22 protein-coding genes are annotated in these 26,123 nt (G+C 70.8%); 12 read left to right on the plus strand and 10 right to left on the minus strand.

What is annotated here, in order from left to right:
• Window positions 1-46 precede the first annotated feature (46 nt).
• On the minus strand, window positions 47-1,306 hold the full coding sequence (locus AB0E67_RS09160; protein WP_362022970.1) for an FAD-dependent oxidoreductase: 1,260 nt from the start codon (window positions 1,304-1,306) through the stop codon (window positions 47-49).
• Between the two features lie 157 nt (window positions 1,307-1,463).
• Window positions 1,464-2,981 carry a deoxyguanosinetriphosphate triphosphohydrolase gene (locus AB0E67_RS09165; protein ID WP_362022973.1) on the minus strand — a complete coding sequence of 506 codons (1,518 nt, stop codon included), beginning with the start codon at window positions 2,979-2,981 and terminating at the stop codon, window positions 1,464-1,466.
• Window positions 2,982-3,125: 144 nt separating this feature from the next.
• Between AB0E67_RS09165 and AB0E67_RS09170 the strand changes: the two genes are divergently transcribed.
• Complete coding sequence (locus AB0E67_RS09170) at window positions 3,126-3,857, plus strand: ElyC/SanA/YdcF family protein (protein ID WP_362022976.1); 732 nt, start codon at window positions 3,126-3,128, stop codon at window positions 3,855-3,857.
• 4 nt (window positions 3,858-3,861) lie between these two features.
• Here AB0E67_RS09170 and AB0E67_RS09175 read toward each other — a convergent pair whose 3' ends face one another.
• The gene (locus AB0E67_RS09175; RefSeq protein ID WP_362022979.1) at window positions 3,862-4,488 is read right to left on the minus strand and encodes an NAD(P)H-dependent oxidoreductase; all 627 of its coding nucleotides are present in this window, start codon (window positions 4,486-4,488) and stop codon (window positions 3,862-3,864) included.
• A 211-nt stretch (window positions 4,489-4,699) separates the two neighbouring features.
• On the opposite strand from AB0E67_RS09175, the gene AB0E67_RS09180 reads away from it, so the two are divergent.
• The 3 genes from AB0E67_RS09180 to AB0E67_RS09190 all read left to right on the plus strand — a co-directional run bounded on the left by AB0E67_RS09180 (window position 4,700) and on the right by AB0E67_RS09190 (window position 7,685).
• The gene (locus AB0E67_RS09180; protein ID WP_362022982.1) at window positions 4,700-5,536 is read left to right on the plus strand and encodes an aminotransferase class IV family protein; all 837 of its coding nucleotides are present in this window, start codon (window positions 4,700-4,702) and stop codon (window positions 5,534-5,536) included.
• Between the two features lie 551 nt (window positions 5,537-6,087).
• Window positions 6,088-6,792, plus strand: coding sequence for a hypothetical protein (locus tag AB0E67_RS09185; RefSeq protein ID WP_362022985.1), 705 nt, complete (start codon window positions 6,088-6,090; stop codon window positions 6,790-6,792).
• Window positions 6,793-7,061: 269 nt separating this feature from the next.
• Complete coding sequence (locus AB0E67_RS09190; protein ID WP_362022988.1) at window positions 7,062-7,685, plus strand: class F sortase; 624 nt, start codon at window positions 7,062-7,064, stop codon at window positions 7,683-7,685.
• 78 nt (window positions 7,686-7,763) lie between these two features.
• Here AB0E67_RS09190 and AB0E67_RS09195 read toward each other — a convergent pair whose 3' ends face one another.
• The 5 genes from AB0E67_RS09195 to dusB form a co-directional block, all read right to left on the minus strand.
• Complete coding sequence (locus AB0E67_RS09195) at window positions 7,764-8,555, minus strand: TSUP family transporter (protein ID WP_362022991.1); 792 nt, start codon at window positions 8,553-8,555, stop codon at window positions 7,764-7,766.
• A 185-nt stretch (window positions 8,556-8,740) separates the two neighbouring features.
• Entirely contained in the window at window positions 8,741-9,154 is a 414-nt protein-coding gene (locus AB0E67_RS09200) for a VOC family protein (protein ID WP_362022993.1), read from the minus strand.
• Between the two features lie 219 nt (window positions 9,155-9,373).
• Window positions 9,374-10,348 (minus strand): helix-turn-helix domain-containing protein, encoded by a 975-nt coding sequence (locus AB0E67_RS09205; protein ID WP_362022996.1) that lies wholly within the window; start codon window positions 10,346-10,348, stop codon window positions 9,374-9,376.
• Between the two features lie 797 nt (window positions 10,349-11,145).
• Window positions 11,146-13,893, minus strand: coding sequence for a pyruvate, phosphate dikinase (gene ppdK, locus AB0E67_RS09210; RefSeq protein WP_362022999.1), 2,748 nt, complete (start codon window positions 13,891-13,893; stop codon window positions 11,146-11,148).
• 694 nt (window positions 13,894-14,587) lie between these two features.
• Complete coding sequence (gene dusB, locus AB0E67_RS09215; RefSeq protein WP_362023002.1) at window positions 14,588-15,736, minus strand: tRNA dihydrouridine synthase DusB; 1,149 nt, start codon at window positions 15,734-15,736, stop codon at window positions 14,588-14,590.
• A gap of 112 nt (window positions 15,737-15,848) precedes the next feature.
• On the opposite strand from dusB, the gene AB0E67_RS09220 reads away from it, so the two are divergent.
• The 5 genes from AB0E67_RS09220 (at window position 15,849) to AB0E67_RS09240 (ending at window position 21,051) form a co-directional block, all read left to right on the plus strand.
• On the plus strand, window positions 15,849-17,333 hold the full coding sequence (locus AB0E67_RS09220) for an MFS transporter (protein WP_362023004.1): 1,485 nt from the start codon (window positions 15,849-15,851) through the stop codon (window positions 17,331-17,333).
• Window positions 17,334-17,590: 257 nt separating this feature from the next.
• Window positions 17,591-18,106: a toxin-antitoxin system HicB family antitoxin gene (locus AB0E67_RS09225; protein ID WP_362023007.1), complete on the plus strand. Its 516-nt coding sequence runs from the start codon at window positions 17,591-17,593 to the stop codon at window positions 18,104-18,106.
• A 246-nt stretch (window positions 18,107-18,352) separates the two neighbouring features.
• Window positions 18,353-19,195 carry a DUF4097 family beta strand repeat-containing protein gene (locus AB0E67_RS09230; RefSeq protein ID WP_362023010.1) on the plus strand — a complete coding sequence of 281 codons (843 nt, stop codon included), beginning with the start codon at window positions 18,353-18,355 and terminating at the stop codon, window positions 19,193-19,195.
• Window positions 19,196-19,270: 75 nt separating this feature from the next.
• A complete protein-coding gene (locus AB0E67_RS09235) occupies window positions 19,271-20,272 on the plus strand; it encodes an ATP-binding cassette domain-containing protein (protein ID WP_362023012.1) in 1,002 nt (333 codons plus the stop codon).
• Complete coding sequence (locus AB0E67_RS09240) at window positions 20,269-21,051, plus strand: ABC transporter permease (RefSeq protein WP_362023015.1); 783 nt, start codon at window positions 20,269-20,271, stop codon at window positions 21,049-21,051. The genes AB0E67_RS09235 and AB0E67_RS09240 overlap by 4 nt, the downstream gene beginning before the upstream one ends.
• A 188-nt stretch (window positions 21,052-21,239) precedes the next feature.
• Here the strand turns inward: AB0E67_RS09240 and AB0E67_RS09245 are convergent, their stop codons facing one another.
• Together AB0E67_RS09245 and AB0E67_RS09250 are read right to left on the minus strand one after the other, a co-directional pair.
• Window positions 21,240-21,488 carry a DUF6243 family protein gene (locus AB0E67_RS09245; protein ID WP_362023018.1) on the minus strand — a complete coding sequence of 83 codons (249 nt, stop codon included), beginning with the start codon at window positions 21,486-21,488 and terminating at the stop codon, window positions 21,240-21,242.
• 317 nt (window positions 21,489-21,805) lie between these two features.
• On the minus strand, window positions 21,806-23,188 hold the full coding sequence (locus AB0E67_RS09250; protein WP_362023021.1) for a glycine--tRNA ligase: 1,383 nt from the start codon (window positions 23,186-23,188) through the stop codon (window positions 21,806-21,808).
• Window positions 23,189-23,340: 152 nt separating this feature from the next.
• On the opposite strand from AB0E67_RS09250, the gene AB0E67_RS09255 reads away from it, so the two are divergent.
• The 3 genes from AB0E67_RS09255 to AB0E67_RS09265 all read left to right on the plus strand — a co-directional run bounded on the left by AB0E67_RS09255 (window position 23,341) and on the right by AB0E67_RS09265 (window position 26,110).
• A complete protein-coding gene (locus AB0E67_RS09255; protein ID WP_362023024.1) occupies window positions 23,341-24,315 on the plus strand; it encodes a metal ABC transporter substrate-binding protein in 975 nt (324 codons plus the stop codon).
• A gap of 119 nt (window positions 24,316-24,434) precedes the next feature.
• Complete coding sequence (locus AB0E67_RS09260; protein WP_362023598.1) at window positions 24,435-25,214, plus strand: metal ABC transporter ATP-binding protein; 780 nt, start codon at window positions 24,435-24,437, stop codon at window positions 25,212-25,214.
• A 2-nt stretch (window positions 25,215-25,216) separates the two neighbouring features.
• Complete coding sequence (locus AB0E67_RS09265; RefSeq protein WP_362023027.1) at window positions 25,217-26,110, plus strand: metal ABC transporter permease; 894 nt, start codon at window positions 25,217-25,219, stop codon at window positions 26,108-26,110.
• The last annotated feature ends 13 nt before the right edge of the window (window positions 26,111-26,123 follow it).

A 26,123-nucleotide genomic window follows, 5' to 3' on the forward strand; every position in this document is an offset into this window, starting at 1 on the left:
CTCGGCCCGAGAAGGCGCTCGCCCCGGCTCGGGAACGGTCCGCTCCTCAGCTCAGCGAGGTCAGCGGCACCGACGGATCGGCCAGTGCGTCCGGGTCGATCTGCCGGCCGGACCGGACCAGCTCCTGCACGCTCTCGGTGACGTCCCACACGTTGACGTTCATCCCGGCCAGCACCCGCTGGTCCTTCAACCAGAAGGAGATGAACTCGCGCTTGCCCGCGTCGCCCCGGATGACCACCTGGTCGTAGCTGCCCGGCGGCGCCCACCCCGAGTATTCGAGGCCGAGGTCGTACTGGTCGGAGAAGAAGTACGGCACCCGGTCGTAGCTCACGTCCTGGCCGAGCATGGCCCGGGCCGCGGCCGGGCCGCTGTTCAGCGCGTTCGCCCAGTGCTCCACGCGCAGCCGGGCGCCGAGCAGCGGATGGGCCACGTTGGCCACGTCCCCCGCCGCGAAGATGTGCGGATCGCTGGTGCGCAGGGAGGCGTCGACGGCGATGCCGCCGCCGTCCTTGCGCGCGGCCATGGCGAGCCCGGCGGTCTCGGCGAGGGCGGTGCGCGGGGCGGCGCCGATCGCGGCGAGCACGTCGTGGGCGGGGTGCTCCTCGCCGTCGTCGGTGCGCACGGCGAGGACGACGCCGTCCTGACCGACGATCTCGGTGAGACGGACGCCGAAGTGGAAACGCACCCCGTGGTCCTGGTGCAGCTGGGTGAAGATCTGCCCGAGCTCGGGGCCGACCACATGGTGCAACGGCGTCGGTTCCGGCTCGATGATGGTGACCTCGGCCCCGTATCCGCGTGCCGCCGCCGCGACCTCCAGACCGATCCAGCCGGCCCCGGCGATCACCAGATGGCCGTTGTCGCGGCCGAGGGAGCTCAGCACCTTGCGCAGCCGGTCGGCGTGGGCGAGGCGGCGCAGGTGGTGGACGCCGGCCAGGTCCGTGCCCGGGACGGGCAGGCGGCGCGGCTCGGCCCCGGTGGCGAGCAGCAGCCTGTCGTAGTGCACGACGGTGCCGTCGCCGAGCCGTACGGAGCGGTCCACCCGGTCGAGGGCGGTGACGGGCTGGCCCAGGTGGAGTTCGATCTCGGCACCCGCGTACCAGGCGGTCTCATGGACGAAGACGCTGTCCCGCTCCTCCTTGCCGGTCAGATAGCCCTTGGACAGCGGAGGCCGTTCGTAGGGATGGTCGCGTTCGTCGCCGAGAAGGATCACCCGGCCGCTGAAACCCTCCGCCCGGAGCGTCTCGGCCGCCTTCGCTCCTGCCAGTCCCCCGCCGACGATGACGAAGGTCTGATGTGCGTCGACCACTTGTTGCCTCCTCGATGCTCGCTGCGCGGGGCCCGACTGCGAGCGTCCCGCACGCGGCGTGATGGCGAAAGGGGGTGTACCCCGATCAGGTAATGCCCGTGTCGGACCAGGGTGCATACGGACGGGGCGCGCGGGCGGGGTACACGGGCGGGGCCGGTCAGCGGCCCGGTGCGGTGAGCGCCGCGTGCAGGGAGCGCGCCGAGGCGTCGGTCAGGGCGGCGATCTGGTCGACGAGGACCCGCTTGCGGGCCCGGTCGTCGGGGGCGGCGTCGAACAGGGCCCGGAACTGCGGCTCCAGCCCCTCGGGGGCGCGCGCGGTGAGCGCGGCGGCCAGTTCGGCGATGACGATGCGCTGGTCGGCGCGGATCGCCTCCTGCTCGGCGCGCTGCATGACGTAACGGTCCGCGACCGCCTTGAGCACGGCGCACTCGTTGCGCGCCTCGCGGGGGACGACGAGCGCGGCCGCGTACCGGCCGAGCCGGCCGGTGCCGTACGCCCGCCGGGTGGCGCTCTCGGCGGCCAGGCAGAACCGGCCGATCAGCTGGCTCGTCGCGTCCTTCAGCCGGGCCTGGGCGACGGCGGACCCGTCGTAGCCGTGCGGCCACCAGTCCTGGGCGATGAGCCGGTCCAGGGCCTCGGCCAGTTCGTCCGGAGGGGTGTCCGCCGGGACGTAGCGGCCGATGGCGACCGCCCAGATCTCGTCGCGCTCGGGCTCGGCGTACAGGCAGTTGGGGTCGATGTGCCCGGCGTGCAGCCCGTCCTCGAAGTCGTGCACCGAGTACGCGACGTCGTCGGACCAGTCCATGACCTGGGCCTCGAAGCAGGTGCGGTTCGCCGGGGCGTCGCGGCGCACCCACTCGAACACCGGCAGGTCGTCCGCGTACACCCCGAACTTCGGCGTGTCGGGGTCGCCGGGCCGGCCGCCGCGCGGCCACGGGTACTTGGTGGCGGCGTCCAGGGAGGCACGGGTCAGATTGAGTCCGACGCTGACCAGCGCCCCGGTCCGGGTGTCGGGCACGAACCGCTTCGGTTCCAGCCTGGTGAGCAGGCGCAGCGACTGGGCGTTGCCCTCGAAGCCGCCGCAGTCCGAGGCGAAGTCGTTGAGCGCCTGCTCGCCGTTGTGGCCGAACGGCGGGTGGCCGAGGTCATGGGCGAGGCAGGCCGTCTCGACCAGATCGGGGTCGCAGCCGAGGGCCGCCCCGAGCTCGCGGCCGACCTGGGCGCATTCCAGGGAGTGCGTGAGCCGGGTCCGGGGGCTGGCGTCCCAGGCCCGGCTGCGGGTGCCTGGGGTGACGACCTGGGTCTTCCCGGCGAGCCTGCGCAGCGCGGCGGAGTGCAGCACCCGGGCGCGGTCGCGCTGGAAGGCGGTGCGGCCGGGGCGTTTGTCCGGCTCGGCGTCCCAGCGCTCGGCGTCGGCCGCGCGGTACGGGGTCGGGCCCCGGCCGTGTGCGCCCGTGCCGGTGCCCGGGGTCTCCCACGCGCTTTCCGGGCAGTCGGGGCAGTCCGCGTCGGCCTCGCGCTCCGTACGGTTCTCGGCGTCCGCACGGTCCGAGGCATCCGTATGGTCCGCGTCCGTACGGTCCGGGCCGTCTTCACGGTCCGGGCCGTCTTCACGGTCCGGGCCGTCCGTGCCGGGCGTGCTCTCCGTACGGTCCATGCCGTCCATGCCGTCCATGTGTCCGACAGTAGACGGCCGGGCCGACACGTTCGGAAACAGTGACGAAGGCGGCTGAACCGGGCAGTGCTGAACCGTTCCTCCTCGTCTCTCGTCCGATCATGCGAGACATCAGCGACGGGGCACGGACTTGAGGAGACACCGATGGGGGAACGACGACCGGGACGGCCGGCGCGGTGGCTCGGGCGCGTGCGGCCCGTCCGGTTCGGCCGGCCGTGGCCGCGCACCCGGCGGGGGCAGCGGCGCCTCGTCCAGGCGGTGATGCTCACGTGCGTGGCCGCGCTGGCCCCCGCGACCTGGATGCACACCGCCGCCGACGACCGGGTGAGGACCACCGCGGACGTGCCCGCGCGGCAGGTCGCCGTGGTCTTCGGGGCCGGGCTGTGGGAGGGCAGACCGACGCCGTACCTGGCGCACCGGCTGGACGCCGCCATCGAGCTGTACCGGGCCGGAAAGGTGAAGGTCGTGCTCGTGACCGGCGACAACAGCCGCGAGGAGTACGACGAGCCGGACGCCATGCGCACGTACCTCCGCGCGCACGGGGTGCCGGACGGACGGATCGTGAGCGACTTCGCCGGTTTCGACACCTGGGACTCCTGCGTACGGGCCAAGAAGATCTTCGGGGTCGACCGTGCGGTGCTGGTGACCCAGGGGTTCCACATCCGCCGGGCGATCACGCTGTGCCGGAGCGCCGGCATCGACGCGTACGGGGTCGGCGTCGACGCCGTGCACGACGCGACCTGGTACTACGGCGGGGCACGAGAGGTGTTCGCGGCGGGGAAGGCGGCGCTGGAAGCCGCCTTCAAGCCGCACCCGCGCTTCCTGGGCCCGCAGGAGCCCGGGGTCGCGCGGGCGCTGGCGGCGGACGACTGGTAGGACGTCAGGTCCCGTACGGGCGAACGGCCCTGGCGTCGCGCAGGGCGCGCCCCCACCAGACCAGCTGGTCGAGCAGCGCCGTGGCCGCGGCGTCGACCCCGGCGGGGTCCCGGTGCCTGCCCTCGTCGTCGAACTGGGCGCCCGCAAAGGCCAACGACACCGTTTCGCGGATGCCGACGGCGTGCAGTTCCGCGAAGACCTGCCGCAGGTGCTCGACGGCCCGCAGCCCGCCGGACACCCCGCCGTACGAGACGAATCCGACGGGCTTGGCCTGCCACTCGTCGCGGTACCAGTCGATGAGGTTCTTCAGCGGAGCCGGGTACGAGTGGTTGTACTCGGGGGTGATGACGACGAAGGCGTCGGCCGCCGCGAGCCTGGCGGAAACGGCCGCCAGACGGGCCTGCGCATCGACGTCGGGCCGGTACGAGAGGGCGACGGGGAGATCGAGTTCCGCGACGTCGATCAGGTCCGTCCCGATGTCCGGATGCCCGGCGGCGCGTGAGAGGAACCAGTCGGCGACGACGGGGGCGAACCGCCCCTCCCGGTTGCTGGCGAGGAGGACGGCGGCCTTGAGCGGCTCGGTGGCGGTGGTCGCGGACGCCGTGGACGAGGGTGCGGTGGTGAGATCCATGCGACGAGGCTCGTAGATCAACCAAGGTTGAGGTCAAGCCGCGCGCCCTCGTCGGTCCTCGGCGGCTCGGCAGTGGTTCTTCTTCGACGGATTCCCGACGCTTTTCAGCGGTCTTCCGGCGACCTTTCGGCGGTCGTTCGGCGACCTTTCGGTGGTCGTTCGGCGACTTCCCGGCGGCTCTTCGTCGCCCCCCTCGGCATACGGTGAACGCATGACGACTCCCGCTCCCTTCCCCTACGCCGAGTTCGACGGGCATCCGGCGACCGAGGCGGATCTGCGGATTCCGGCTTTCCTCGACTACGGGCACTTCACGGCCATGCAGGTCAGGGACGGGAAGGTCCGCGGTCTCGCGCTGCACCTGGCCCGGCTGGACTCCGCAAACCGGGAGCTGTTCGAGCGCCCGCTGGACGGGGACCGGGTCCGCGGGCTGATCCGGCACGCGCTGGACGGCGCCGGGGTACGGGACGCGTCCGTCCGGGTGCAGGGCTTCCTGCCGACGGGGGGCGAGGAGACGACCGTCATGGTCACGGTGCGCGGACCGGCCCGGAAGCCGACGGAACCGCACCGACTGATGTCCGTTCCGTACGCCCGGACCGTGCCGCACATCAAGCGGCCCGGCGAGTTCGGCCAGACGTACTACGCGAGGCTCGCCGCACGCTCCGGTTGCGACGAGGCGCTGCTGACCACCCCGGACGGCACGGTGACGGAGGCGGCGATACACAACATCGGCTTCTGGGACGGGACTTCGGTCGTCTGGCCCGACGCCCCCGCCCTGCTCGGCATCACCATGGCCCTGCTGGAACGGGACCTGCCCGGCGCGGGGCTGGAGTCCGTACGACGTCCGGTGACGCTGGACGGGCTGGGCGCGTTCCGGTCCGCGTTCCTCACCAACTCGCAGGGCATCGCACCGGTCCGGCGCATCGACGACGTCGCGTTCACGGTGGACGAGGACCTGATGGAACGGATCGGGCGGGTGTACGACGCCGTGCCCTGGGACAGCGTCCGAGACGTCCGAGATTCCGAGGCGTCTGAGATCCGAGAGGTCTGAGACCCGAGACGTCCGAGACCGGACGGGTACGGGCCCGGCCCCTGCGTCGGCCCGATCCCGGGCCGGGGGTCTGGCGGGGGGTCCGGGCCGAGGCGAGGGCCTGACGCGGGGCCCCGGCCCCGTTCACCGGCTCGGCGCGGACACGGAACCGCCCCGCCTGCCCGGAGGGACGAGCCCGGCGGACCGGCGGGGCGGGGGGCGGTCGTATGCGCCGTCCCGTGGGGGGTGACTGACGTGTGCCCGGCACCCACGAGGTCATGCGTGTGATGTGCGCCACTTCCTCGACGGCGGCGTCACCCATTCGGCACCGATTTCCGCGAAACCGCTGCCATCCTGCCCGATCACCCCCGCGACCTGCGCGGATGTGGTTTGGCAAGGGGGCCACGCCGTGCCGTTCGGGTGGAAGCTGACTTGGTGTCAGCAGGCATGGGAGCCGCTCCCCCCGTTAGCTCGGAGTCGGAACACAGCCGCTCGCGAAACAGCTGCTCAGCCGCCCGGCTGTTCGGCCGTTCGCGGGACGGCCGCTCGCGCACATCGCCGGAGGAACCCACATGCGTCCTGCTCGCCCAGTGACCGCTGCCGCCACCGTCACCATTCCCATAGCCGCGCTCGCCCTCTTCGCCACAGGGCAGCCCGCGTACGCGGGTGCCACCGCTACGGCACGAACCGGCTCGGCCGCCACGGCGCCCGTCGACGGTGCCCTGCGGGAGCGCGGGGTCCTCCTGGAACGCGGGATCCCCCAAGAACACGGCGTCCTCCTGGAAGGCGGCACGCCTCAAAAGGGCGGCGTCCTCCTGGAAGGCGGTGTCCCCCGGGAACAGGGCGGCGGGGACGGATCGACGGGGACCGGACGCGACACCCCCTTCGGGGGTGTCAACGTCCCCTCGCTGCTCGACTCCGTCGGCGGGCTCAACGCCGTCTCCGGGCTCGGGACCGCCAGGAAGAACGAGGGCTCGAACGAGGGCGGCGACCGGAACTCTTCCGAGGGCGGCGGCTCGTCCCGCCGCGAGGACTCGTCCGGACGCGACGGCTCGTCGTCCGGTCGCGACGATTCCTCAGGGCGCGACAACGGGTCCGGACGCGGCGACTCGTCGGGGTCCGACGCTCCGCGCGGGGGCGTCAGAACTGGTGTCGGCGGCAGTGTCCGTTCCGACACCACCCAGATCGCGGCGGGAGCCGGCGTACTCGCCGGAGCCGCCGCCGGCGGAGCCTGGCTCCTGCGTCGTCGGGCGAGCGGCACGCAGGGAGCCGGCTGACGGAGACGGATTCACGTCTCCGTACCCGCCTGGTTCCCGTCCCGGTGGTCGCGCGCCACCGGGACGGGACCGTACCTGTTTCCGCGCCCGTCCCCTGGACGTGCCGGAACCGGTATCCGGGCCGGGATCCGTACGGGCCCCGCCCGTACCGGAGCCCTTGTTCATGCCGGAGTCGCATCCGTGCCGGCCCCGGCTACGTGCCGGTACCCGTATCCGTACCGGCGCCCCTCCCCCGTACCCGTCTTCGTTCCGTCACCCGGAGGACGACCGTGTCCCAGAAGGGCAAGGGCTGGCTGCTGGCCATCGCCGCGCTGGCAGGTGTCTGGCTGATCCGCCATGGCGCCGACGCACAGCTGATGCCACCCCAGCCGACCACCGCGCAGGCATTCGCCGGTGCCCCGGCGCCGCTGCCCGGATCACCCGTCGCCGAACCGTTGAAGCCCTCGGCCCCCGTCCGCATCCGGATCCCGAGCATCCGCGTCGACGCCCCGATGATGCGGCTCGGGCTCGGCGCCGACGGAAGTCTCGACGTACCACCGGCCGAGGACCGCAACGTCGTGGGCTGGTACCGGGCCGGCACTCCCCCGGGTTCCAAGGGCAGCGCGATCGTCGCCGGTCACGTCGACAACGCGCAGGGACGCTCGGTCTTCTACGACCTGGGCGCCCTGCAGAGGGGAAGCACGGTTGAGGTGGTCCGCCGGGACGGCCGCACCGCCGTCTTCTCGCTCGACGCGATCGAGGTCTACGGCAGTGACGACTTTCCCGACGAAAGGGTGTACGGCGACTCGCCCTACGCCTCGCTCCGGCTGATCACCTGCGGCGGCGGGTTCTCGAAGAAGACCGGCTATCAGGGCAACGTGGTGGCGTACGCGCACCTCACCGAAGTGCGCTGAGAGCACTCTCACGAAAGGCCGCCCGCCGACGGTCGTTCACGCCCGGCCGCCCGCGAACGACCGCCCACGATCGAGCGCTCACGCCACCCACTGGTCGAACGCCAGCTTCGCGACCAGCGAGAACACGACGACCAGCAGCACTCCGCGGACGAAGCCGCTGCCTCTGCTGAGCGCCATCCGCGCGCCGACGAGGCCGCCCACCAGGTTGAACACCGCCATCAGCGCACCCAGTTGCCACATGACGTTGCCCTGGTACGCGAACATCGCCAGCGCCCCGCCGTTGGTGCAGACATTGACGATCTTGGCGTTGGCGGACGCCGTCACCAGGTCGAGGTGGAGCACCGCGGTCAGGGCCAGCACCAGAAACGTTCCGGTGCCGGGGCCGAACAGTCCGTCGTAGAAGCCGATGCCGCCGCCGACCAGCAGGATCGCGGCGACCATACGGGCGCGGGTGGCCTCCGGCCGCGCGCCGCCGTCCTCCGCCGCCCTTCCGAACGAGGGCCGCAGCATCACGAACGCCGCGACCGCCAGCAGCACCACCATGATCACGGGGCGCAGCACATCGCTGCTGATGCCCGCGGCGAAGAACGCGCCGGCCATCGATCCGGCCAGGGCCGCGAGCCCGATCCGCAGGGCCGTCCAGAGCCTGACCGGCGCCTTGCGCAGGTAGGTCACGGCGGCACCCGTCGTACCGACGATCGCGACCGCCTTGTTGGTGCCGAGGATCTGCGCGGCGGGGACCTGCGGGAGCCCCAGCAACAGGGCGGGCAGCAGGAGCAGTCCGCCGCCGCCGACCACCGCGTCGATCCAGCCCGCAGCGGCTGCGGCGAGACAGAGGACGACCAGTGCGGTGAGTGCTATGTCGGACATGGCCACGACACTAAGGACGCGATCACACGCCCGTCCAACCGCTCGGGCCGGTTCGCGGAAAAGCTGAGCAGAATCTGAGCTTCCCCGCCCCCGGGCCCCGGACCGGGGCTCCCCGGCCCGGGGCCTCCCCGCGGACTCCCCGGTATCCGGTATCCGGCCCCGGCTTCCCGGCGGGTGGCCGGGGCTCAGCCCTGCTGCTCCGCGACGGCGGCCGGGTCCATCCAGATGACCTCCCAGATGTGACCGTCCGGGTCCTGGAAGGAACGGCCGTACATGTGGCCGAAGTCCATCGTCTCGCCGGCGGGCGATCCACCGGAGGCGAGGGCGGTGTCGGCCATCTCGTCGACCTTCTCGCGGCTCTCCGCGCTCAGCGCGAGGATCACCTCGGTGGTCCTGGAGGTGTCCGCGATCTCCTTCTTGGTGAAGTCCTTGAACCGGGACTCCGTGAGGAGCATGGCGAAAATGGTGTCGCTGATGACGAGGCAGGCGGCGTTCTCGTCGCTGAACTGCGGGTTGCAGGAGTAGCCGAGCTTGCCGAAGAACGCCTTGGCCGCTTCGAGGTTCTTGACCGGCAGGTTCACGAAGATCATCTGAGACATGTTCGTTCCGCTCCATCTGATGTTCGAACGCTTTACGACAGGTAGACCGCGCGACCGCGCGGAACTCATCGGTGACCGCGAAAAAAGTTCTATCCCCGTCGCGAGGCCCGATGAACGGTTCCCCGCGAGGCTCGGCGAGTCGCCGTCGGAGCCATGGCGCGGCGGGAGCCCTGGCGCGGCCGGGCAGGCCGGTGGCCGAGCAGGCGGGCGAGGCGGCGGTCAGGACATGGCGAGCGGCGCGCCGCCCCGGAGCAGCGATCCGCCCAGTGGGGTCAGCGTGTGCAGGACCGAGCTGCCGTGCCGCAGTGTGTGGATCAGACCGGCCTCGCGCAGCACACAGGCGTGCTGGCTCGCGGAGGCGAGCGATATGCCCGCACGGAGGGCGAGTTCGCTGGTCGTGCAGCCGTTGCCGATGGCCCGCAGCACGGTCGAGCGGGTGTTCCCGAGGAGCCGGCCGAGCCAGGGGCCCGGTTCGGCGAAGACCGGGGCGCGGGAGTGCGTGACCGGGTAGACGAGGACGGGCGGGAGTCGCTGGTCCCGGTGGACGACCGGGGTGACCCGGCAGAAATAGGACGGCTGGAGCAGCAGTCCCCTGTCGTTCAGACGGATCTCGCGGTCGAAGGGATAGTCGGCCTCCAGCACGGGCGGGCGCCAGCGGATCATGGGCGGGAGGGAGGCGAGCAACTCCTCGGTCCCGCCGTCCAGGAGGGCGCGGCCACGAACGGCGCGGTCGGCCTCGACGCTGGACCGGATGTGCGGCCAGTAGGGTTCGATCGCGGCGCGGTGATAGGCGCGCAGGGCGTCGGCGAGTCGGCCGAGCGGCTCGACCCGCTCGTCCGGGACCCGGCCCGGCATGCGACGTCCGGCATCCAGCAGGGCCAGTTCGTCGCGTATCCGGCCGGGCGGGGTGTCGCGCAGCGCCTCTATTCCGGTGTCGATGGTGTACGGATCGCCGCTTTCCTGAGAAGGTGTCAGGAAGTCCGGGAAATAGCCACGCGGTGGAATCACGGCGGCCAACAGGCGTACTTCATTGTTCAACCGTGGCCGGGTTTCTTTACGCCATTCCCCGAACACCGTCGAACCGCGCCGGTCCCGCAGCCGGTGGAAACTCAAAATGGTTTCCCACAGCGCGTCCGGCCGAGTGGCCATCCGAACCTTGGACAGGTCCACTCCGGACATGTGGATACGCAGCACCGGGCCCCCACCTGTTGCACGTGCAATTACCCCCACCCAAGGGTATGCGACCCATAACAGCACGTCACCACGGGGTTTCGGCCAGAGGTGAAACGTCTCGCCTCCGCGCGTCGCCACCGGAAAGCTGTACGGCGTCGGGTGCGTATCCGAAGCCACCGGAAGAGCGAGTGAAGGCCGTGGGGGGTTTTGCTCGTTCGGCGGCGGTCGGCGACGGTGCGGCTCCGCACCCGACGGGGGTAAGCCGGGGTGCGGTCCGTGGGTGGGGATCCACGGGCCGTATCCCGGTCCGTTACGGGTGCCCCGCTCACCGCGGCACCGTGGCCCTTTCGGCCCTACCGCCGCGTTACCGCATCGTTTACGGGATCCCGATCCGATACCGGCCCACATCTTTCTGCATTGAACAAACTTCTTGCATTGAAGAACAAAGAAATGGCACAGAATCGCACAGCCATTTCGCCACCCCCGGCCGGAGCGACCGCTCAGGCGCGCGAGCACACCAGGCACGCAGGCGGGCAGGGCACAGCCACACGGGCACACGGGCACACGGGCACACGGGCACACGGATGGAAGCAGCCGGAACGGCTCCGCGCACAGCCGGAAGGCGGCACACGGCCGGGGCAGAACGAGGCGGCGGCCCGCACAGGGGCCGCCGCCTCGGGATTTCACCTCAAGGGCTGTCCCGGCTCCGCAGGTCCGGTGCCGGAATTCCCGGTACCGGAAGTTCCGGGGCCGCCGCCGGGCCGCTGAGGGGTACGAACCGGCGGGCGGCGGCCCCGGAAGTCGGGGGACGGACCGCGTCAGCGGCTGTCGCTGCCGACGGACTCCGCCGCCGCCCGGCCCGCTTCGAGGCGGGCGACGGGGATGCGGAACGGGGAGCAGGACACGTAGTCCAGGCCCACCTCGTGGAAGAAGTGCACCGAATCCGGGTCGCCGCCGTGCTCGCCGCAGACGCCCAGCTTCAGGTCCGGGCGGGTGGCCCGGCCGGCCTCGACGGCGCTGCGGACCAGCGAGCCGACACCGTCCTTGTCGATCGTCTCGAACGGCGACACCCCGAAGATGCCCTTCTCCAGGTACGCGGTGAAGAACGATGCCTCCACGTCGTCGCGGGAGAAGCCCCACACCGTCTGGGTCAGGTCGTTCGTGCCGAAGGAGAAGAACTGTGCGGCCTCGGCGATCTGACCGGCGGTCAGCGCGGCACGCGGCAGCTCGATCATGGTGCCGATGGACAGCTTCAGCTGGGTGCCGGTGGCCGCCTCGACCTCGGCGATGACCTGGTCGGCCTCGTCGCGGACGATCTCCAGCTCCTGCACCGTGCCGACGAGCGGGATCATGATCTCGGCGCGCGGGTCGCCCTTGGCGTTCTTGCGCTCGGCCGCGGCCTCGGCGATCGCCCGTACCTGCATGGCGAACAGTCCGGGGATGACGAGACCGAGACGGACGCCGCGCAGACCGAGCATGGGGTTCTGCTCGTGCAGCTTGTGCACCGCCTGGAGCAGACGCAGGTCGTTCTCGTTGGCGTCCTGGCGGGCCTCGGCGAGCGCGACCCGCACCGAGAGCTCGGTGATGTCGGGCAGGAACTCGTGCAGCGGCGGGTCCAGCAGCCGCACGGTGACGGGCAGTCCGTCCATCGCCTCGAACAGCTCGATGAAGTCGGCCTTCTGGAGCGGGAGCAGCTCCGCCAGCGCGGCTTCGCGCTCGTCGTCGGTGTCCGCCAGGATCAGCTTCTCGACCATCCCGCGCCGCTCGCCGAGGAACATGTGCTCGGTGCGGCACAGGCCGATGCCCTGGGCGCCGAAGCGGCGGGCCCGCAGCGCGTCCTCGGCGTTGTCGGCGTTGGCGCGCACCCGCAGCCGGCGCACCCGGTCCGCGTACGCCATGATCCGGTGCACGGCGGAGACCAGCTCGTCGGCGTCGTCGGCGCCCGCGTGCATCCGGCCCTCGAAGTACTCGACCACCGGGGACGGCACGACGGGCACCTCGCCCAGGTACACCTTGCCGGTGGAGCCGTCGATGGAGACGACGTCCCCTTCCTCGACGACCCGGCCGCCCACTGTCATCCGGCGGCGCTTGGTGTCGACCTCCAGCTCCTCGGCACCGCAGACGCAGGTCTTGCCCATGCCGCGGGCGACGACGGCGGCGTGCGAGGTCTTGCCGCCGCGCGAGGTCAGGATGCCCTCGGCCGCGATCATGCCGTCGAGGTCGTCGGGGTTGGTCTCACGGCGGATCAGGATGACCTTCTCGCCGGACCGGGACCACTTCACCGCGGTGTACGAGTCGAACACGGCCTTGCCGACCGCGGCGCCGGGCGAGGCCGCGATGCCCCGGCCGAGCAGCTCGGTGTCCGCCTCCTCGTCGAAGCGCGGGAACATCAGCTGCGCGAGCTGGGCCCCGTTGACCCGCTGGAGTGCCTCGGCCTCGTCGATCAGGCCCTGGTCGACGAGCTGGGTCGCGATCCGGAAGGCGGCACCTGCGGTGCGCTTGCCGACCCGGGTCTGCAGCATCCACAGCCGACCGCGCTCGATGGTGAACTCGATGTCGCACAGGTCCTTGTAGTGCGTTTCGAGCTTTTCCATGATCTGCATCAGCTGGTCGTACGACTTCTTGTCGATCGACTCCAGATCGGCGAGCGGCACCGTGTTCCGGATACCGGCGACCACGTCCTCGCCCTGCGCGTTCTGCAGGTAGTCGCCGTAGACGCCCTGGTGGCCACTGGCCGGGTCGCGGGTGAACGCGACGCCCGTGCCGGAGTCGGGGCCGAGGTTGCCGAAGACCATCGAGCAGACGTTGACGGCGGTGCCGAGGTCGCCGGGGATGCGCTCCTGGCGGCGGTACAGCTTGGCCCGGTCGGTGTTCCACGAGTCGAAGACCGCCTTTATGGCCAGGTCCATCTGCTCGCGCGGGTCCTGCGGGAAGTCGCGTCCGGCCTCGCTCGAAACGATCTTCTTGAACTGCTTGACCAGCTTCTTCAGGTCGGCCGCGTCGAGATCCACGTCGACCGTGACGCCCTTGGTCTCCTTCGCCGCCTCCAGCGCCGCCTCGAAGAGGTCGCCGTCGACGCCGAGCACGGTCTTGCCGAACATCTGGATGAGGCGCCGGTAGGAGTCCCACGCGAACCGCTCGTCGCCCGCCTGCGTGGCGAGACCGGCCACGGACTTGTCGGACAGACCGATGTTGAGGACCGTGTCCATCATTCCGGGCATCGAGAACTTCGCGCCGGAGCGGACCGAGACCAGCAGCGGGTCGTCCACCTGGCCGAGCTTCTTGCCCATCCGCGCCTCAAGGGCGTCGAGGTGGGCGCTGACCTCGTCGCGCAGCTCCGCCGGCTCCGCGCCGCTCTCCAGGTAGACCTTGCACGCGTCGGTGGTGATGGTGAACCCCGGGGGAACGGGGAGACCGAGGTTGGTCATCTCGGCGAGGTTCGCGCCCTTCCCACCGAGGAGGTCCTTCAGATCCTTGTTGCCCTCGGTGAAGTCGTAGACGAACTTCTGCCCCTGGGACGCCGGGGATTCCGGGTTGGATACGTGGGGATCTTTGTTTTCCGACACGGGTCTCGACTCCTCGAAGACGCGGTGGCTGCCCTGACGGCGAGGAACATACCCAGATCGAAGGTGTCTGGGTACGTCTGCTTGCGCGTCATGGGGGCTCAGCCACTCGTCCGCCAGCAGATCGAAAGTGACGCAGCCCGTCCTCCCACCGAAGATAAGTGTTCACTTCTTGAACACACCACCACTCGCCGCAATCAATGCTGCCCCGAACGGCCACTCTCCGCAACGGAAGCGTCGATCGATCAAAATACGAGCTACTGGCACCGAGTGTCATCATTTGAGAAATGCACCCCTCAGAATTGCGCTCATCTGAGCGGGGTAACTCTCAGGGTGGCGAGAATCACTCTATGGGCGGCGCTCAGATGTCACCATCTGGACACGTGAAAAGCACTCGAAGGTCACACGTTGATCAATGAGTGGTAGCTCAGCGTGAGCGCACCCCGCTTCGCGGCATGCGTAACGAGCGCACCCGGACGCCCGCCTGGCCAAATATCACCGAATCTGGCCGGATCCGGCGCTCAGATGAGTACGCCATCTGCAGCGGCACGCGGTGCCTCATGTGCGGGAGGGGCACAGGCGCCGGGAGGGGCGCGGGGCGCCGGGCCGCGGAAAGGCCGAGGGCCCGCCGGGGAGTACGTCCCCGGCGGGCCCTCGGCGCCGTCGCCGGCCCTTGGAGGCCGGCCGCGACCAGCACTCAGCCGCCCGATGTGTCCAGTTCCGCGTCCGCGCTCACGCCCGCGCGGTCGTAGGGGTCCTTCAGCCAGCCGTCCGGCAGCACCACGCGGTTGTTGCCCGAGGTGCGCCCGCGCGGCCCGTCGGCTCCGTCCGGCCACGGCTGGTCCAGGTCGAGCTCGTTCAGCTGCGCGCCCAGCTCGTCCAGCGAGGAGGTGACCGCCAGCTTCTTGCGCATCTCCGAGCCGACCGAGAAGCCCTTGAGGTACCAGGCGACGTGCTTGCGGAAGTCGATCACGCCCCGCGCCTCGTCGCCGAGCCACTCCCCCAGCAGCGTCGCGTGCCGCAGCATCACGTCGGCGACCTCGCGCAGCCGGGGCTCCCGCCTCGTCCCGGTGCCCTCGAACGCGCTCACCAGGTCGCCGAACAGCCAGGGACGGCCCAGGCAGCCACGCCCGACGACCACGCCGTCGCAGCCGGTCTCGCGCATCATCCGCTGCGCGTCGTCCGCGCACCAGATGTCGCCGTTGCCGAGCACCGGGATCTCCGGGACGTGGTCCTTGAGCCGGGCGATGGCGTCCCAGTCGGCGGTGCCGCCGTAGTGCTGGGCGGTCGTCCTGCCGTGCAGGGCGACCGCCCTGACGCCCTCCTCGACGGCTATCCGGCCGGCGTCGAGGTAGGTGAGGTGGTCGTCGTCGATGCCCTTGCGCATCTTGATGGTGACCGGCAGATCGCCCGCGTTGGAGACCGCCTGGTTGAGGATCGCGCGCAGCAGCGGCCGCTTGTACGGGAGCGCGGAGCCGCCGCCCTTGCGGGTCACCTTGGGCACCGGGCAGCCGAAGTTCAGATCGATGTGATCGGCGAGGCCCTCGTCGACGATCATGCGGACGGCCTTGCCGACGGTGACCGGGTCCACCCCGTACAGCTGGATCGAGCGCGGGATCTCGCTCGCGTCGAAGTGGATCAGCTGCATGGTCTTCTCGTTGCGCTCGACCAGCGCCCGGGTGGTGATCATCTCGCTGACGAACAGCCCCTTGCCCCCGGAGAACTCCCGGCACAGGGTGCGGAACGGGGCGTTGGTGATGCCGGCCATGGGGGCGAGCACCACCGGCGGCTGCACCGTGTGCGGGCCGATCCGGAGCTGCGGGAGCGAGGGGGCGAGCGTGGTCATTGCTCCATTGTCGCGTATGGCGCGGAGCGGTCCGCCGCCGTCCGTGGCGTGAAGTACCCCGTCCGGCGCCGCCCGGTCGGCGCGATTCATTAGTTAACCGTACTATCGATGTATGCCCGAGCTCAGCCACCGCCGACAGCAACTGGTGCTGGCGATCTGCTGCATGAGTCTGCTGATCGTCAGTCTCGACAACACCGTCCTGAACGTCGCCCTTCCCTCCATCCAGAAGGAACTGCACGCCACCGTCGCGGGCATGCAATGGACGATCGACGCCTACACCCTGGTGCTGGCCTCGCTGCTGATGCTCGCGGGGTCCACCGCCGACCGGATCGGGCGTCGCCGGGTGTTCCGGACCGGGCTGGTCCTCTTCACCCTCGGCTCGCTGCTCTGCTCCCTGGCGCCGAACCTGGAGTCGCTGGTGGCGTTCCGGATGGTGCAGGCGGTGGGCGGTTCGATGCTGAACCCGGTCGCGATGTCGATCATCACCAACACCTTCACCGACCCACGCGAACGGGCCCGCGCCATCGGGGTGTGGGGCGGCGTGGTCGGCATCTCGATGGCGGCGGGTCCGCTGGTCGGCGGACTGCTGGTGGACTCGGTCGGCTGGCGCTCGATCTTCTGGGTCAATCTGCCCGTCGGCCTCCTCGCGCTGCTGCTCACCTGGCGCTACGTCCCCGAGTCCCGCGCCCCCGAACCGCGCCGCCCTGACCCGGTGGGGCAGCTCCTGGTGATGGCGCTGCTCGGCTCGCTGACGTACGTGATCATCGAGACGCCGACGGTGGGCTGGACCGCGCCGCATGTCCTGGGACTCGCCGTGCTCGCCGTCGCAGCCCTCGCCGGGCTGTTGCTGTACGAGCCGCGGCGCGCCGAACCCCTCATCGATCTGCGGTTCTTCCGCAGCGCCCCGTTCAGCGGGGCCACCGCCATAGCGGTCTGCGCGTTCGCCGCGCTGAGCGGGTTCCTGTTCCTCAACACGCTCTACCTGCAGAACGTGCGCGGACTGAGCGCGCTGCACGCCGGTCTGTACATGCTGCCGATGGCGGCCCTGACCTTCGTCTGCGCCCCGCTGTCCGGACGGCTCGTCGGTGGCCGGGGGCCGCGGCTGCCACTGCTCGTGGCCGGGACGGCCATGACGGCGTGCGGGCTGATGTTCGCCGCGTTCGAGGCAGAGACGGACAACGTCCTGCTGTTCACCGGGTACGTGCTGTTCGGCATCGGCTTCGGCATGGTGAACGCGCCGATCACCAACACGGCCGTGTCCGGGATGCCCCGCGCCCAGGCCGGGGTGGCCGCGGCCGTCGCCTCGACCAGCCGGCAGGTCGGCGGGACGCTCGGGGTCGCCGTGATCGGCGCGGTGCTCGCGGCGGGCGTGGCCGGGACCGGGTCGCCGCGCGGCTCCGCGTACGCGGCCGCCTTCGTGGACGCGGGCAGGCCCGCGTGGTGGATCATCACCGGATGCGGGCTGTGCGTCCTGCTGGTGGGGGCGCTGACGAGCGGGCGCTGGGCGCGGGAGACGGCGCGCCGGACCGCCGTACGCCTGGAGGCCCGGACGGCCGCCCGCGTCGGGAAGCAGCCCACGGCGAGCTCCCGGGCCTGAAGCCGCTCCAGCCCCGCTCCGGCCGCCGGGCGGGGCGGCACCTCCAAGTGACACCGCTTGGCGCCACTTGGCGCCACTTGGCGCCATCCCGCACGACCGCAGATACATGAGCAGGCGTGACGCCACCACGACTCAGCCCACCTCCACCACGTTTCCGCAGGTCAGAGCGGACACCCTCGCATCACCCCCGCGCGAGGCGCCACCGGGGCTTGCGACGGGGCTTGCGCATGGCGCCACAATGATGCCACCATGGCGTCATGGACCTCACCCCGTATGTCGACACCCTGCGCCGCGAACTCGCGGTGGCCGCCGAAGCCGGCGGGGAAGACGCCCGCGAGCTGGCCGAGCGGCTCACCGCTCCTCTGGAGTCGGCGACCCGTCTGACCATGCTCAATGTCCTCTCCGCCGCGATGGACGAGATCACCCGCGAGCTCGCCCCCGGCTCGGTCGACGTACGGCTGCGCGGGCTGGACCCCGACTTCGTGGTGACGCCACCGCCCGGCGGCAGCGTCACGGAAGCGGCCGTCGTCCCCGTCGAACCGGTCAGGGCGCAGACGCCCGCCGACAGCGACGAAGGCGGCACCGCCCGCGTCAATCTGCGGCTGCCGGCACACCTCAAGGCGCGCGCCGAGGAGGCCGCGAGCCGCGAGGGCCTGTCGGTCAACGCATGGCTGGTGCGGGCCGTGTCAGCCGCGGTCGACGGCGGCGCGCGAGCGCGTACCCCGGAGAAGTCCCGTACCACCGGACAGAGCTTCACGGGCTGGGTGCGCTAGTGCTGTGGCCGGAAAGGTTTGCCGGGAAGCTCGCGGCGTCCGGTGCGGTGCATCGCAAGGCGGAGGATCGCCCTCGTACCGGACGTACTCGGGTGATGCGACAACGCGGCGAGGTGCCGTGCCGGGCGTCGCGAGCCGGTAGACGTTTCCGGTCGCAGCACCAGCCGCGCCCGCGCCCGCTCCACTTCACCCCCACCACGTCCCACCAGCGGGGACGCCCCAAGGACTCATGAGGACGGTACAGCCATGCCTTCTTTCGACACTCCCGAACCGATTTCGGTCACCGCACACATCGGCGCAGGCTCGATCCGGTTCACCGCGAGCGACCGCCTCGACACGGTCGTCGAGGTGCGGCCCGCCAGCCCGAAGCAGAACAAGGACGTGCGGGCCGCCGAGCAGACCGAGGTGGTGTACGCGAGCGGCGTCCTGACCATCAGGACGAAGCAGCGCTACCTGATCGGCCCCACCGGCGCCGTCGACGTGTCGGTCGAGCTGCCCGCGGGCTCGCGCGTCGACCTGACCGGCTCCTGGACCCAGGTGGTCGGCGAGGGCCGGCTGGGCGAGGTCCAGGTGAAGACCTCGGGCGGAAACGTCCGCTTCGACGTGACCGGGCCGCTCCGGCTGAACGCCTCCCACAGCTCGGTCTTCATCGACCGGATCGAGGGTACGGCGGGGATCACCACCAGCTCCGGCAGCCTGCGCGTCGGCATCGTCGACGGTTCCGCCGTCCTGAAGAACTCGCACGGCAACACGACCGTCGCCGCCGTGACCGGCGACCTCCGGGTGAGCGGCGCCCACGGCGACATCGACATCGAGCGTGCCGAGGGCTCGGTCACCGCCACCACCGCCCACGGGGCCCTGCGCGTCGCCGAAGTCGCCGGTGGGGTCGTCCACCTGGAGACCGCCTACGGCGGCATCGAAGTCGGCGTCCGCGAGGGCACCGCCGCGTGGCTCGACGTCAGCTCCGAGCGCGGGCAGGTGCACAACGCACTCGCCGACTCCGCCCCGCCGGCGGAGACCGAGAACACCGTCAAGGTCCGTGCCCGGACCCGCTGGGGCAACATCGACATCCGCCGCGCCAAGGCCTGAGCACCGGCCCGCCGACTCGCCCGCTCCCCAGTCACCTCAGCCCTCGAACGGGAGGACCCCATGCGCTCTTCTGTCATGCCCACACCAAGGTCGGCCGGTTCGCGACCGTCCGCCGCCGTCTCCACCGTCGGTCTGCGCAAGTCGTACGGCGACAAGACCGTGCTCGACGGCATCGATCTGCACATCCCGGCCGGGTCCGTGTTCGCACTGCTCGGACCGAACGGCGCCGGCAAGACCACCACCGTGCAGATCCTCTCCACGCTCGTCGCCGTCGACGGCGGGCAGGCCCTGGTCGCGGGCCACGACGTCGCCACGTCACCGGACAAGGTGCGCGCCGCGATCGGCGTCACCGGGCAGTTCGCCGCGCTCGACGACCTGCTCACCGCCGAGGAGAACCTGCTCCTCATGGCCGACCTGCTGCGCCTCGGCAAGCACGAAGGCCGCTCCCGTACCCGGGAGCTGCTTCAGCGGTTCGACATCGCGGACGTCGCGCACAAGCGGGCCGCGACCTTCTCCGGCGGTATGCGGCGTCGGCTCGACATCGCCATGACACTGGTCGGCGACCCCCGGGTGATCTTCCTGGACGAGCCTACGACCGGGCTCGACCCGCGCAGCCGCCGCACCATGTGGGACACGGTGCGCTCGCTGGTCGCGGGCGGCACCACCGTCTTCCTCACCACCCAGTACCTGGAGGAGGCCGACCACCTCGCCGACCGGATCGCCGTGCTCGACGGCGGCCGGATCATCGCCGAGGGCACCGCGGACGAGCTCAAGGCGCGGATCCCCGGCAGCCACGTACGGCTGCGGTTCACCGACCCCGCCGAGTACGAGCGCGCGGGCGCCGCCTTCCCCTGCGCGGCCCGCGACGACGAGAACCTCGCCCTGCGCGTGGCGGGCGACGGCGGCATCGGCGCGCTGCGCGCCCTGCTCGACCGGCTCGACGCCGCCGGCATCCGGGCCGCCGACTTCTCCGTGCACACCCCCGACCTCGACGACGTGTTCCTCGCCCTGACCGGCGACGGCACCACCAGCACCGGCACCACCTCCGCGCTTCACATCAGGGAGACCCTGCGATGAGCACCCTCGCCTACGCCGTGCACGATTCGATGACGATGCTGCGGCGCAACCTCAAGCACGCGATCCGCTATCCGAGCGTGGGGTTCGGCAGCGCCATGACGCCGATCCTGATGCTGCTGCTGTTCGTGTACGCCTTCGGTGACTCGATCGGCGCCGGCATGGGGGGCGGCCGGGACGCGTATCTGAACTACCTGACCCCGGGCATCATCGTCATGGGTGTGGCCGCCGGCTCGATGTCGACCTCGATCGCGGTCTGCTCCGACATGACCGAGGGCATCATCAACCGCTTCCGCACCATGAGCATCACGCGCTCGTCGTTCATGACGGGCCATGTCATCGGCAGCGTCATCCAGACGATGGTGTGCACCGTGCTGGTCGTGGGCGTGGCGCTCGCCGTCGGCTTCCGCTCGGGGGCGAGCCCGCTGGAGTGGCTGGCCGCGGCCGGTCTGCTCGCGGCGATCGCGTTCGCCGTCACCTGGCTGTCGGTGGCACTCGGCCTGATCTCCAAGACCGTCGAGTCCGCGAGCAACAAGCCGCTGCTGATCCAGTTCCTGCCGTTCCTCGGCTCCGCCTTCGTGCCGGCCGACTCGATGTCACCGGGCCTGCGCTGGTTCGCCGAGCACCAGCCGTTCACACCGATGACCGAGACCCTGCGCGGCCTGCTCTCCGGCTCGGAGATCGGGAACAACGCCTGGATCTCGCTCGCCTGGTGCGTCGGCATCGCCCTGGTCGGCTACGTCTGGTCGCGCTCGCTGTTCAACAGCACCACCAAGCGCTGAGAGCCCTTCTCGCCACTTCGATCGAGCCCGGAAACGCGCCACGGCAAAGGCCCCGATCCACTCGGGTCCTCCGCCGTGGCGGTCCGGCTTCCGTTCCCGGACGCCCGGTCGGCCGACGGGGCGTCCTCACGCGTCCCGGCCGATGCGGTCGGCGAACGGTGCGCGTTCGTACGGGGATCGGGGAGCGGTCAGCTCTGCGCCGGGCCGTCCTGCTCGGTCATGTCCGGCTGCGACGAGCCGTCCGACGACGACTCATCCCGCGCCAGGTCCGGAGCCGACTGCGTACGCTCGCGCATCCGGCGCAGCAGTTCCTGCTTCTGGTCGGCGGCCGCCTTGCGGTCGGCCTGGCGTGCGGGGCCCATGCCCTGCTGGTCGGCGCGGGACAGCTTCTTGCGCTGTCCGCCCACGCCGAGAAGGCTGTTGCGGCTCTTGGCCACGGTGTTCTCCCATTCATGGTGAAGGGCGAGAGGGGGGAAGGAGGCCCGAGTCGGCCTCTGATCGATCCGGTGGGCGGCGGGTGCTCGGACCCGCCGCGCTCTCACTCGTAGATCTGGAAGAACGAAGAAGACATGGCGGCACCGTACTGCGCCCCCGTCCGCCACCGCATCCGCTTTTCCCGCGCGTCGGCCCGGAACCGCGCACGGCGGCATACGACGGAGCCCCCGGCTCCTCCGCACGGGGTGCGGGGAACCGGGGGCTCCGGCCGATGCGACGGACCGGGCCGCCGCTACGGACCGGGCGGTGCGAGCGGGCGTCAGCAGCCGAGCAGGCGGGCGCCGAGGTAGGCCTGGATCTGGTCCAGGGAGACGCGCTCCTGCTTCATGGTGTCGCGCTCGCGCACGGTCACCGCGTTGTCGTCCAGGGTGTCGAAGTCGACGGTGACGCAGAACGGCGTACCGATCTCGTCCTGGCGGCGGTAGCGGCGGCCGATGGCGCCCGCGTCGTCGAACTCGATGTTCCAGTTCTGCCGCAGGTCGGCGGCGAGACCCTTGGCCTTCGGCGACAGCTGCGGGTTGCGGGACAGCGGCAGCACGGCGACCTTGACCGGCGCGAGGCGCGGGTCGAGGCGCATCACGGTGCGCTTCTCCATGACGCCCTTCGCGTTGGGCGCCTCGTCCTCGATGTAGGCGTCGAGGAGGAAGGCGAGCATCGCGCGGCCGACACCGGCTGCCGGCTCGATGACGAACGGGGTCCAGCGCTCGCCGGCCTCCTGGTCGAAGAACGACAGGTCGGTGCCGGACGCCTTGGAGTGCGCCTTGAGGTCGTAGTCCGTACGGTTGGCGACGCCCTCCAGCTCACCCCACTCGCTGCCGCCGAAGCGGAAGCGGTACTCGATGTCGGCGGTGCGCTTGGAGTAGTGCGAGAGCTTCTCCTGCGGGTGCTCGAACCACCGCATGTTCTCCTCGCGCAGGCCCAGGCCGGTGTACCAGTTCCAGCGCTGCTCCATCCAGTACTCGTGCCACTTCTCGTCCTCGCCCGGCTTGACGAAGAACTCCATCTCCATCTGCTCGAACTCACGGGTGCGGAAGATGAAGTTGCCGGGCGTGATCTCGTTGCGGAAGGACTTGCCCATCTGGGCGATGCCGAACGGCGGCTTCCGGCGCGAGGTCTGCTGGACCTGGGCGAAGTTGGTGAAGATGCCCTGGGCGGTCTCGGGGCGCAGGTAGGCGACCGAGCCGGAGTCCTGGGTCGGGCCGAGGTGGGTGGAGAGCAGACCGGAGAACTGCTTGGGCTCGGTGAACGTGCCCTTGTTGCCGCAGTTGGGGCAGTTGAGGTCGGTCAGGCCGTTCGCGGGGAGGTGGCCGTGCTTCTCCTCGTACGCCTCCTCCAGGTGATCGGCGCGGAAGCGCTTGTGGCAGGAGGTGCACTCGGTCAGCGGGTCGGTGAACGTGGCGATGTGGCCGGAGGCGGCCCACACCTCGGAGGCCAGGATGACCGACGAGTCGATTCCGACCACGTCCTCGCGCGAGGTGACCATGTAGCGCCACCACTGGCGCTTGAGGTTCTCCTTCAGCTCGACGCCCAGCGGCCCGTAGTCCCAGGCGGCCCGCTGACCACCGTAGATCTCACTGCAGGGATAGACGAAGCCACGGCGCTTGCTCAGGCTGACGATGGAGTCGATCTTGTCGGCGGCCACGGTGCTCTCTTCATTACGAGGACGAACGTCGAATGCTACAGATTACCGGCGGGCCCGCCCCTCGGATCAAATCGGTGGCGGTCCGGTCGGCCGCGTGACCATCTCATCATCCTTGTTGACAATCGTTTCCAATTTCATTGAAAATGAGTGTCATGAACGTCAGCCGCCTCATACCCACCATCACCCTCGCCGGAGCGGTCACCCTTGGCCTCACCGCCCTCACGGCCTGCTCCGCCTCGGACGCCGCCGATCACAAGAACGGCGACAAGCTCGACGTGGTGGCCTCGTTCTATCCGATGCAGTACCTGGCCGAGCAGATCGGCGGAGAGCACGTCTCGGTCACCACACTGACCAAGCCGGGCGTCGAGCCGCACGACCTGGAGCTCAGCCCGAGGCAGATCGGCGGGCTGAGCGACGCCGACTACGTCCTCTACCTCAAGGGCATCCAGCCCGCCGTCGACGACGCCATCAAGCAGTCCGGCGTCAAGAACGTCGTCGACGCCTCCGAGCTCACGAAGCTGGAGGAACACGGCACCGAGGCGGGCGACGACCACGACCACGCCGGGAGCGACGACCACGGCCACGAGCACCACGGCGACGAGGCCGGGGCAGACCCCCACATCTGGCTGAACCCGGTGAAGTACGCCGAGGTCGCCAAGGGCGTCGGGAAGTCGCTGGAGAAGGCCGACCCCGACCATGCCGCCGACTACCGCAAGAACACGGAAGCCCTGGTCGGCAAGATCGACGAGCTGAACACGGCGTACGAGACGGGCCTGAAGTCCACCGCGACCAGGACCTTCATCACCACCCACTCCGCCTTCGGCTACCTCGCCGAGCGCTACGGCCTCACCCAGGAGGGCATCGCCGGCGTCGACCCCGAGGCCGAGCCCAGCCCCGCCCGGATCAGCGAGATCCACGCCATCGCGCGGAAGAACAAGGTCACCACCGTGTTCTTCGAGACCCTCGCCAGCGACCGGACCGCGAAGACCCTCGCCCGGGACACCGGTCTGAAGACGGACGTCCTGGACCCGCTGGAGGGAATCACGGACAAGTCCAAGGGCGACGACTACATCGAGGTCATGCGGTCCAACCTCGCCGCACTGCAGAAGGCACTCGGCGCGAAGTGACCCACACGACCCCCACGGCCGATGCGCCCCGCACGGCGGACGCCGCCCACACGACAGAAGCGGCGACCGCGTCCCCCGAGACCCACGCGACAACCGCCACAGCAGCATCGGAGGCGCTCATGCCCGAGTACGGGAGCACCACAGACCCCGTGATAGCCCTCAGGGGCGCCACGGCCACGCTCGGCGCGCGTGCGGTGCTGCGCGGCATCGACCTGACGGTCCACCGCGGCGAGGTCGTCGCGCTGCTCGGCGCCAACGGCTCGGGCAAGTCGACCGCCGTGCGCTCCGTCATCGGCCAGGTCCCGCTCACCGGCGGCTCCGTCGAACTGTTCGGCACCCCGCTGCGCCGCTTCCGCGCCTGGTCCCGCGTCGGCTACGTGCCCCAGCGCACCACCGCCTCGGGCGGCGTGCCCGCCACGATCCGCGAGGTCGTCTCGTCCGGGCGGCTCTCCCGTACGCGGTTGGGCCCGCTCCGCAGGGCGGACCGGGCCGCCGTCGACCGGGCCATCGAGCTGGTCGGCCTGAGCGACCGGGCCGGGGACTCGGTGAACGCGCTCTCCGGCGGACAGCACCAGCGCGTGCTGATCGCCCGGGCGCTGGCCGCCGAACCGGAGCTGCTGATCATGGACGAGCCGATGGCCGGCGTCGACCTGGGCAGCCAGGAGATCCTGGCCACGACGCTCCGCGAACAGGTCGCCACCGGCGCCACCGTGCTGCTGGTGCTGCACGAACTCGGCCCGCTGGAGCCGCTGATCGACCGCGCGGTCGTGCTGCGCGACGGCTGCGTGACGCACGACGGGGCGCCCCCGAAGGCGGTGGGCCAGCACGCCCTGCCGGGACACGACCATGTACACCCCCACGCGGCCACCGAGCCCGTCCGGACCGGACTGCTGAGCTGATCATGGAATTCCTCGATCCCCCCTTCATGCAGCGGGCCCTGCTCGCCGCCGTCCTGGTCGGCGTCATCGCCCCCTCGGTCGGCGTCTACCTCGTCCAGCGCCGCCAGGCCCTGATGGGCGACGGCATCGGTCACATCGCGATGACCGGCGTCGGCCTCGGCTTCCTGCTGTCCACCAGCCCGGTGTGGATGGCCACGGCGGTCGCCGTCGCCGGCTCCATGGTGATGGAGCTGATCCGCTGGTACGGACGCACCCGCGGCGACATCGCCCTGGCCATGCTGTTCTACGGCGGCATGGCGGGCGGCGTCCTGCTGATCAACCTCTCCGACACCGGCTCCAACGCCAACCTCACCTCGTACCTCTTCGGCTCGCTCGCCACCGTCTCCACCGAGGACATCACCGCGATCTGCCTGCTGGCCGCCTTCGTCCTGCTGGTGACGCTGGGGCTGCGGCGACAGCTGTTCGCGGTCAGCCAGGACGAGGAGTTCGCCCGCGTCACCGGGCTGCCGGTGCGCGCGCTGAACCTGCTGGTCGCCGTGACCGCGGCGGTGACCGTCACCGTGGCGATGCGGGTCGTCGGGCTGCTGCTGGTCAGCGCCCTGATGGTGGTGCCTGTCGCGGCGGCGCAGCAGATCTCCCGGTCGTTCCGGCTGACGTTCGTGCTGTCGGTCGTCATCGGTACGGCGGTGACCCTGGCCGGCACCGTCACCTCGTACTACCAGGACGTACCGCCCGGTGCCACGATCGTGCTGCTGGCCATCGTGGTCTTCGTCGCCCTGACGCTGCTCGCGACCCCGCTGGCCCGGCGGCGGGCCCGCCGGAGCGAGGAGGCGTCCGGCGAGTGCACCCTTGAAGCAGGGGCCGGCAGTCCCGTGGAGGACGAGCTCCGGGTGTGACCACGAGAACCGG

Origin of the sequence: Streptomyces sp. NPDC032161 (genome assembly GCF_040636995.1) — a bacterium.
In the GTDB taxonomy this organism is placed as follows: Bacteria; Actinomycetota; Actinomycetes; order Streptomycetales; family Streptomycetaceae; genus Streptomyces.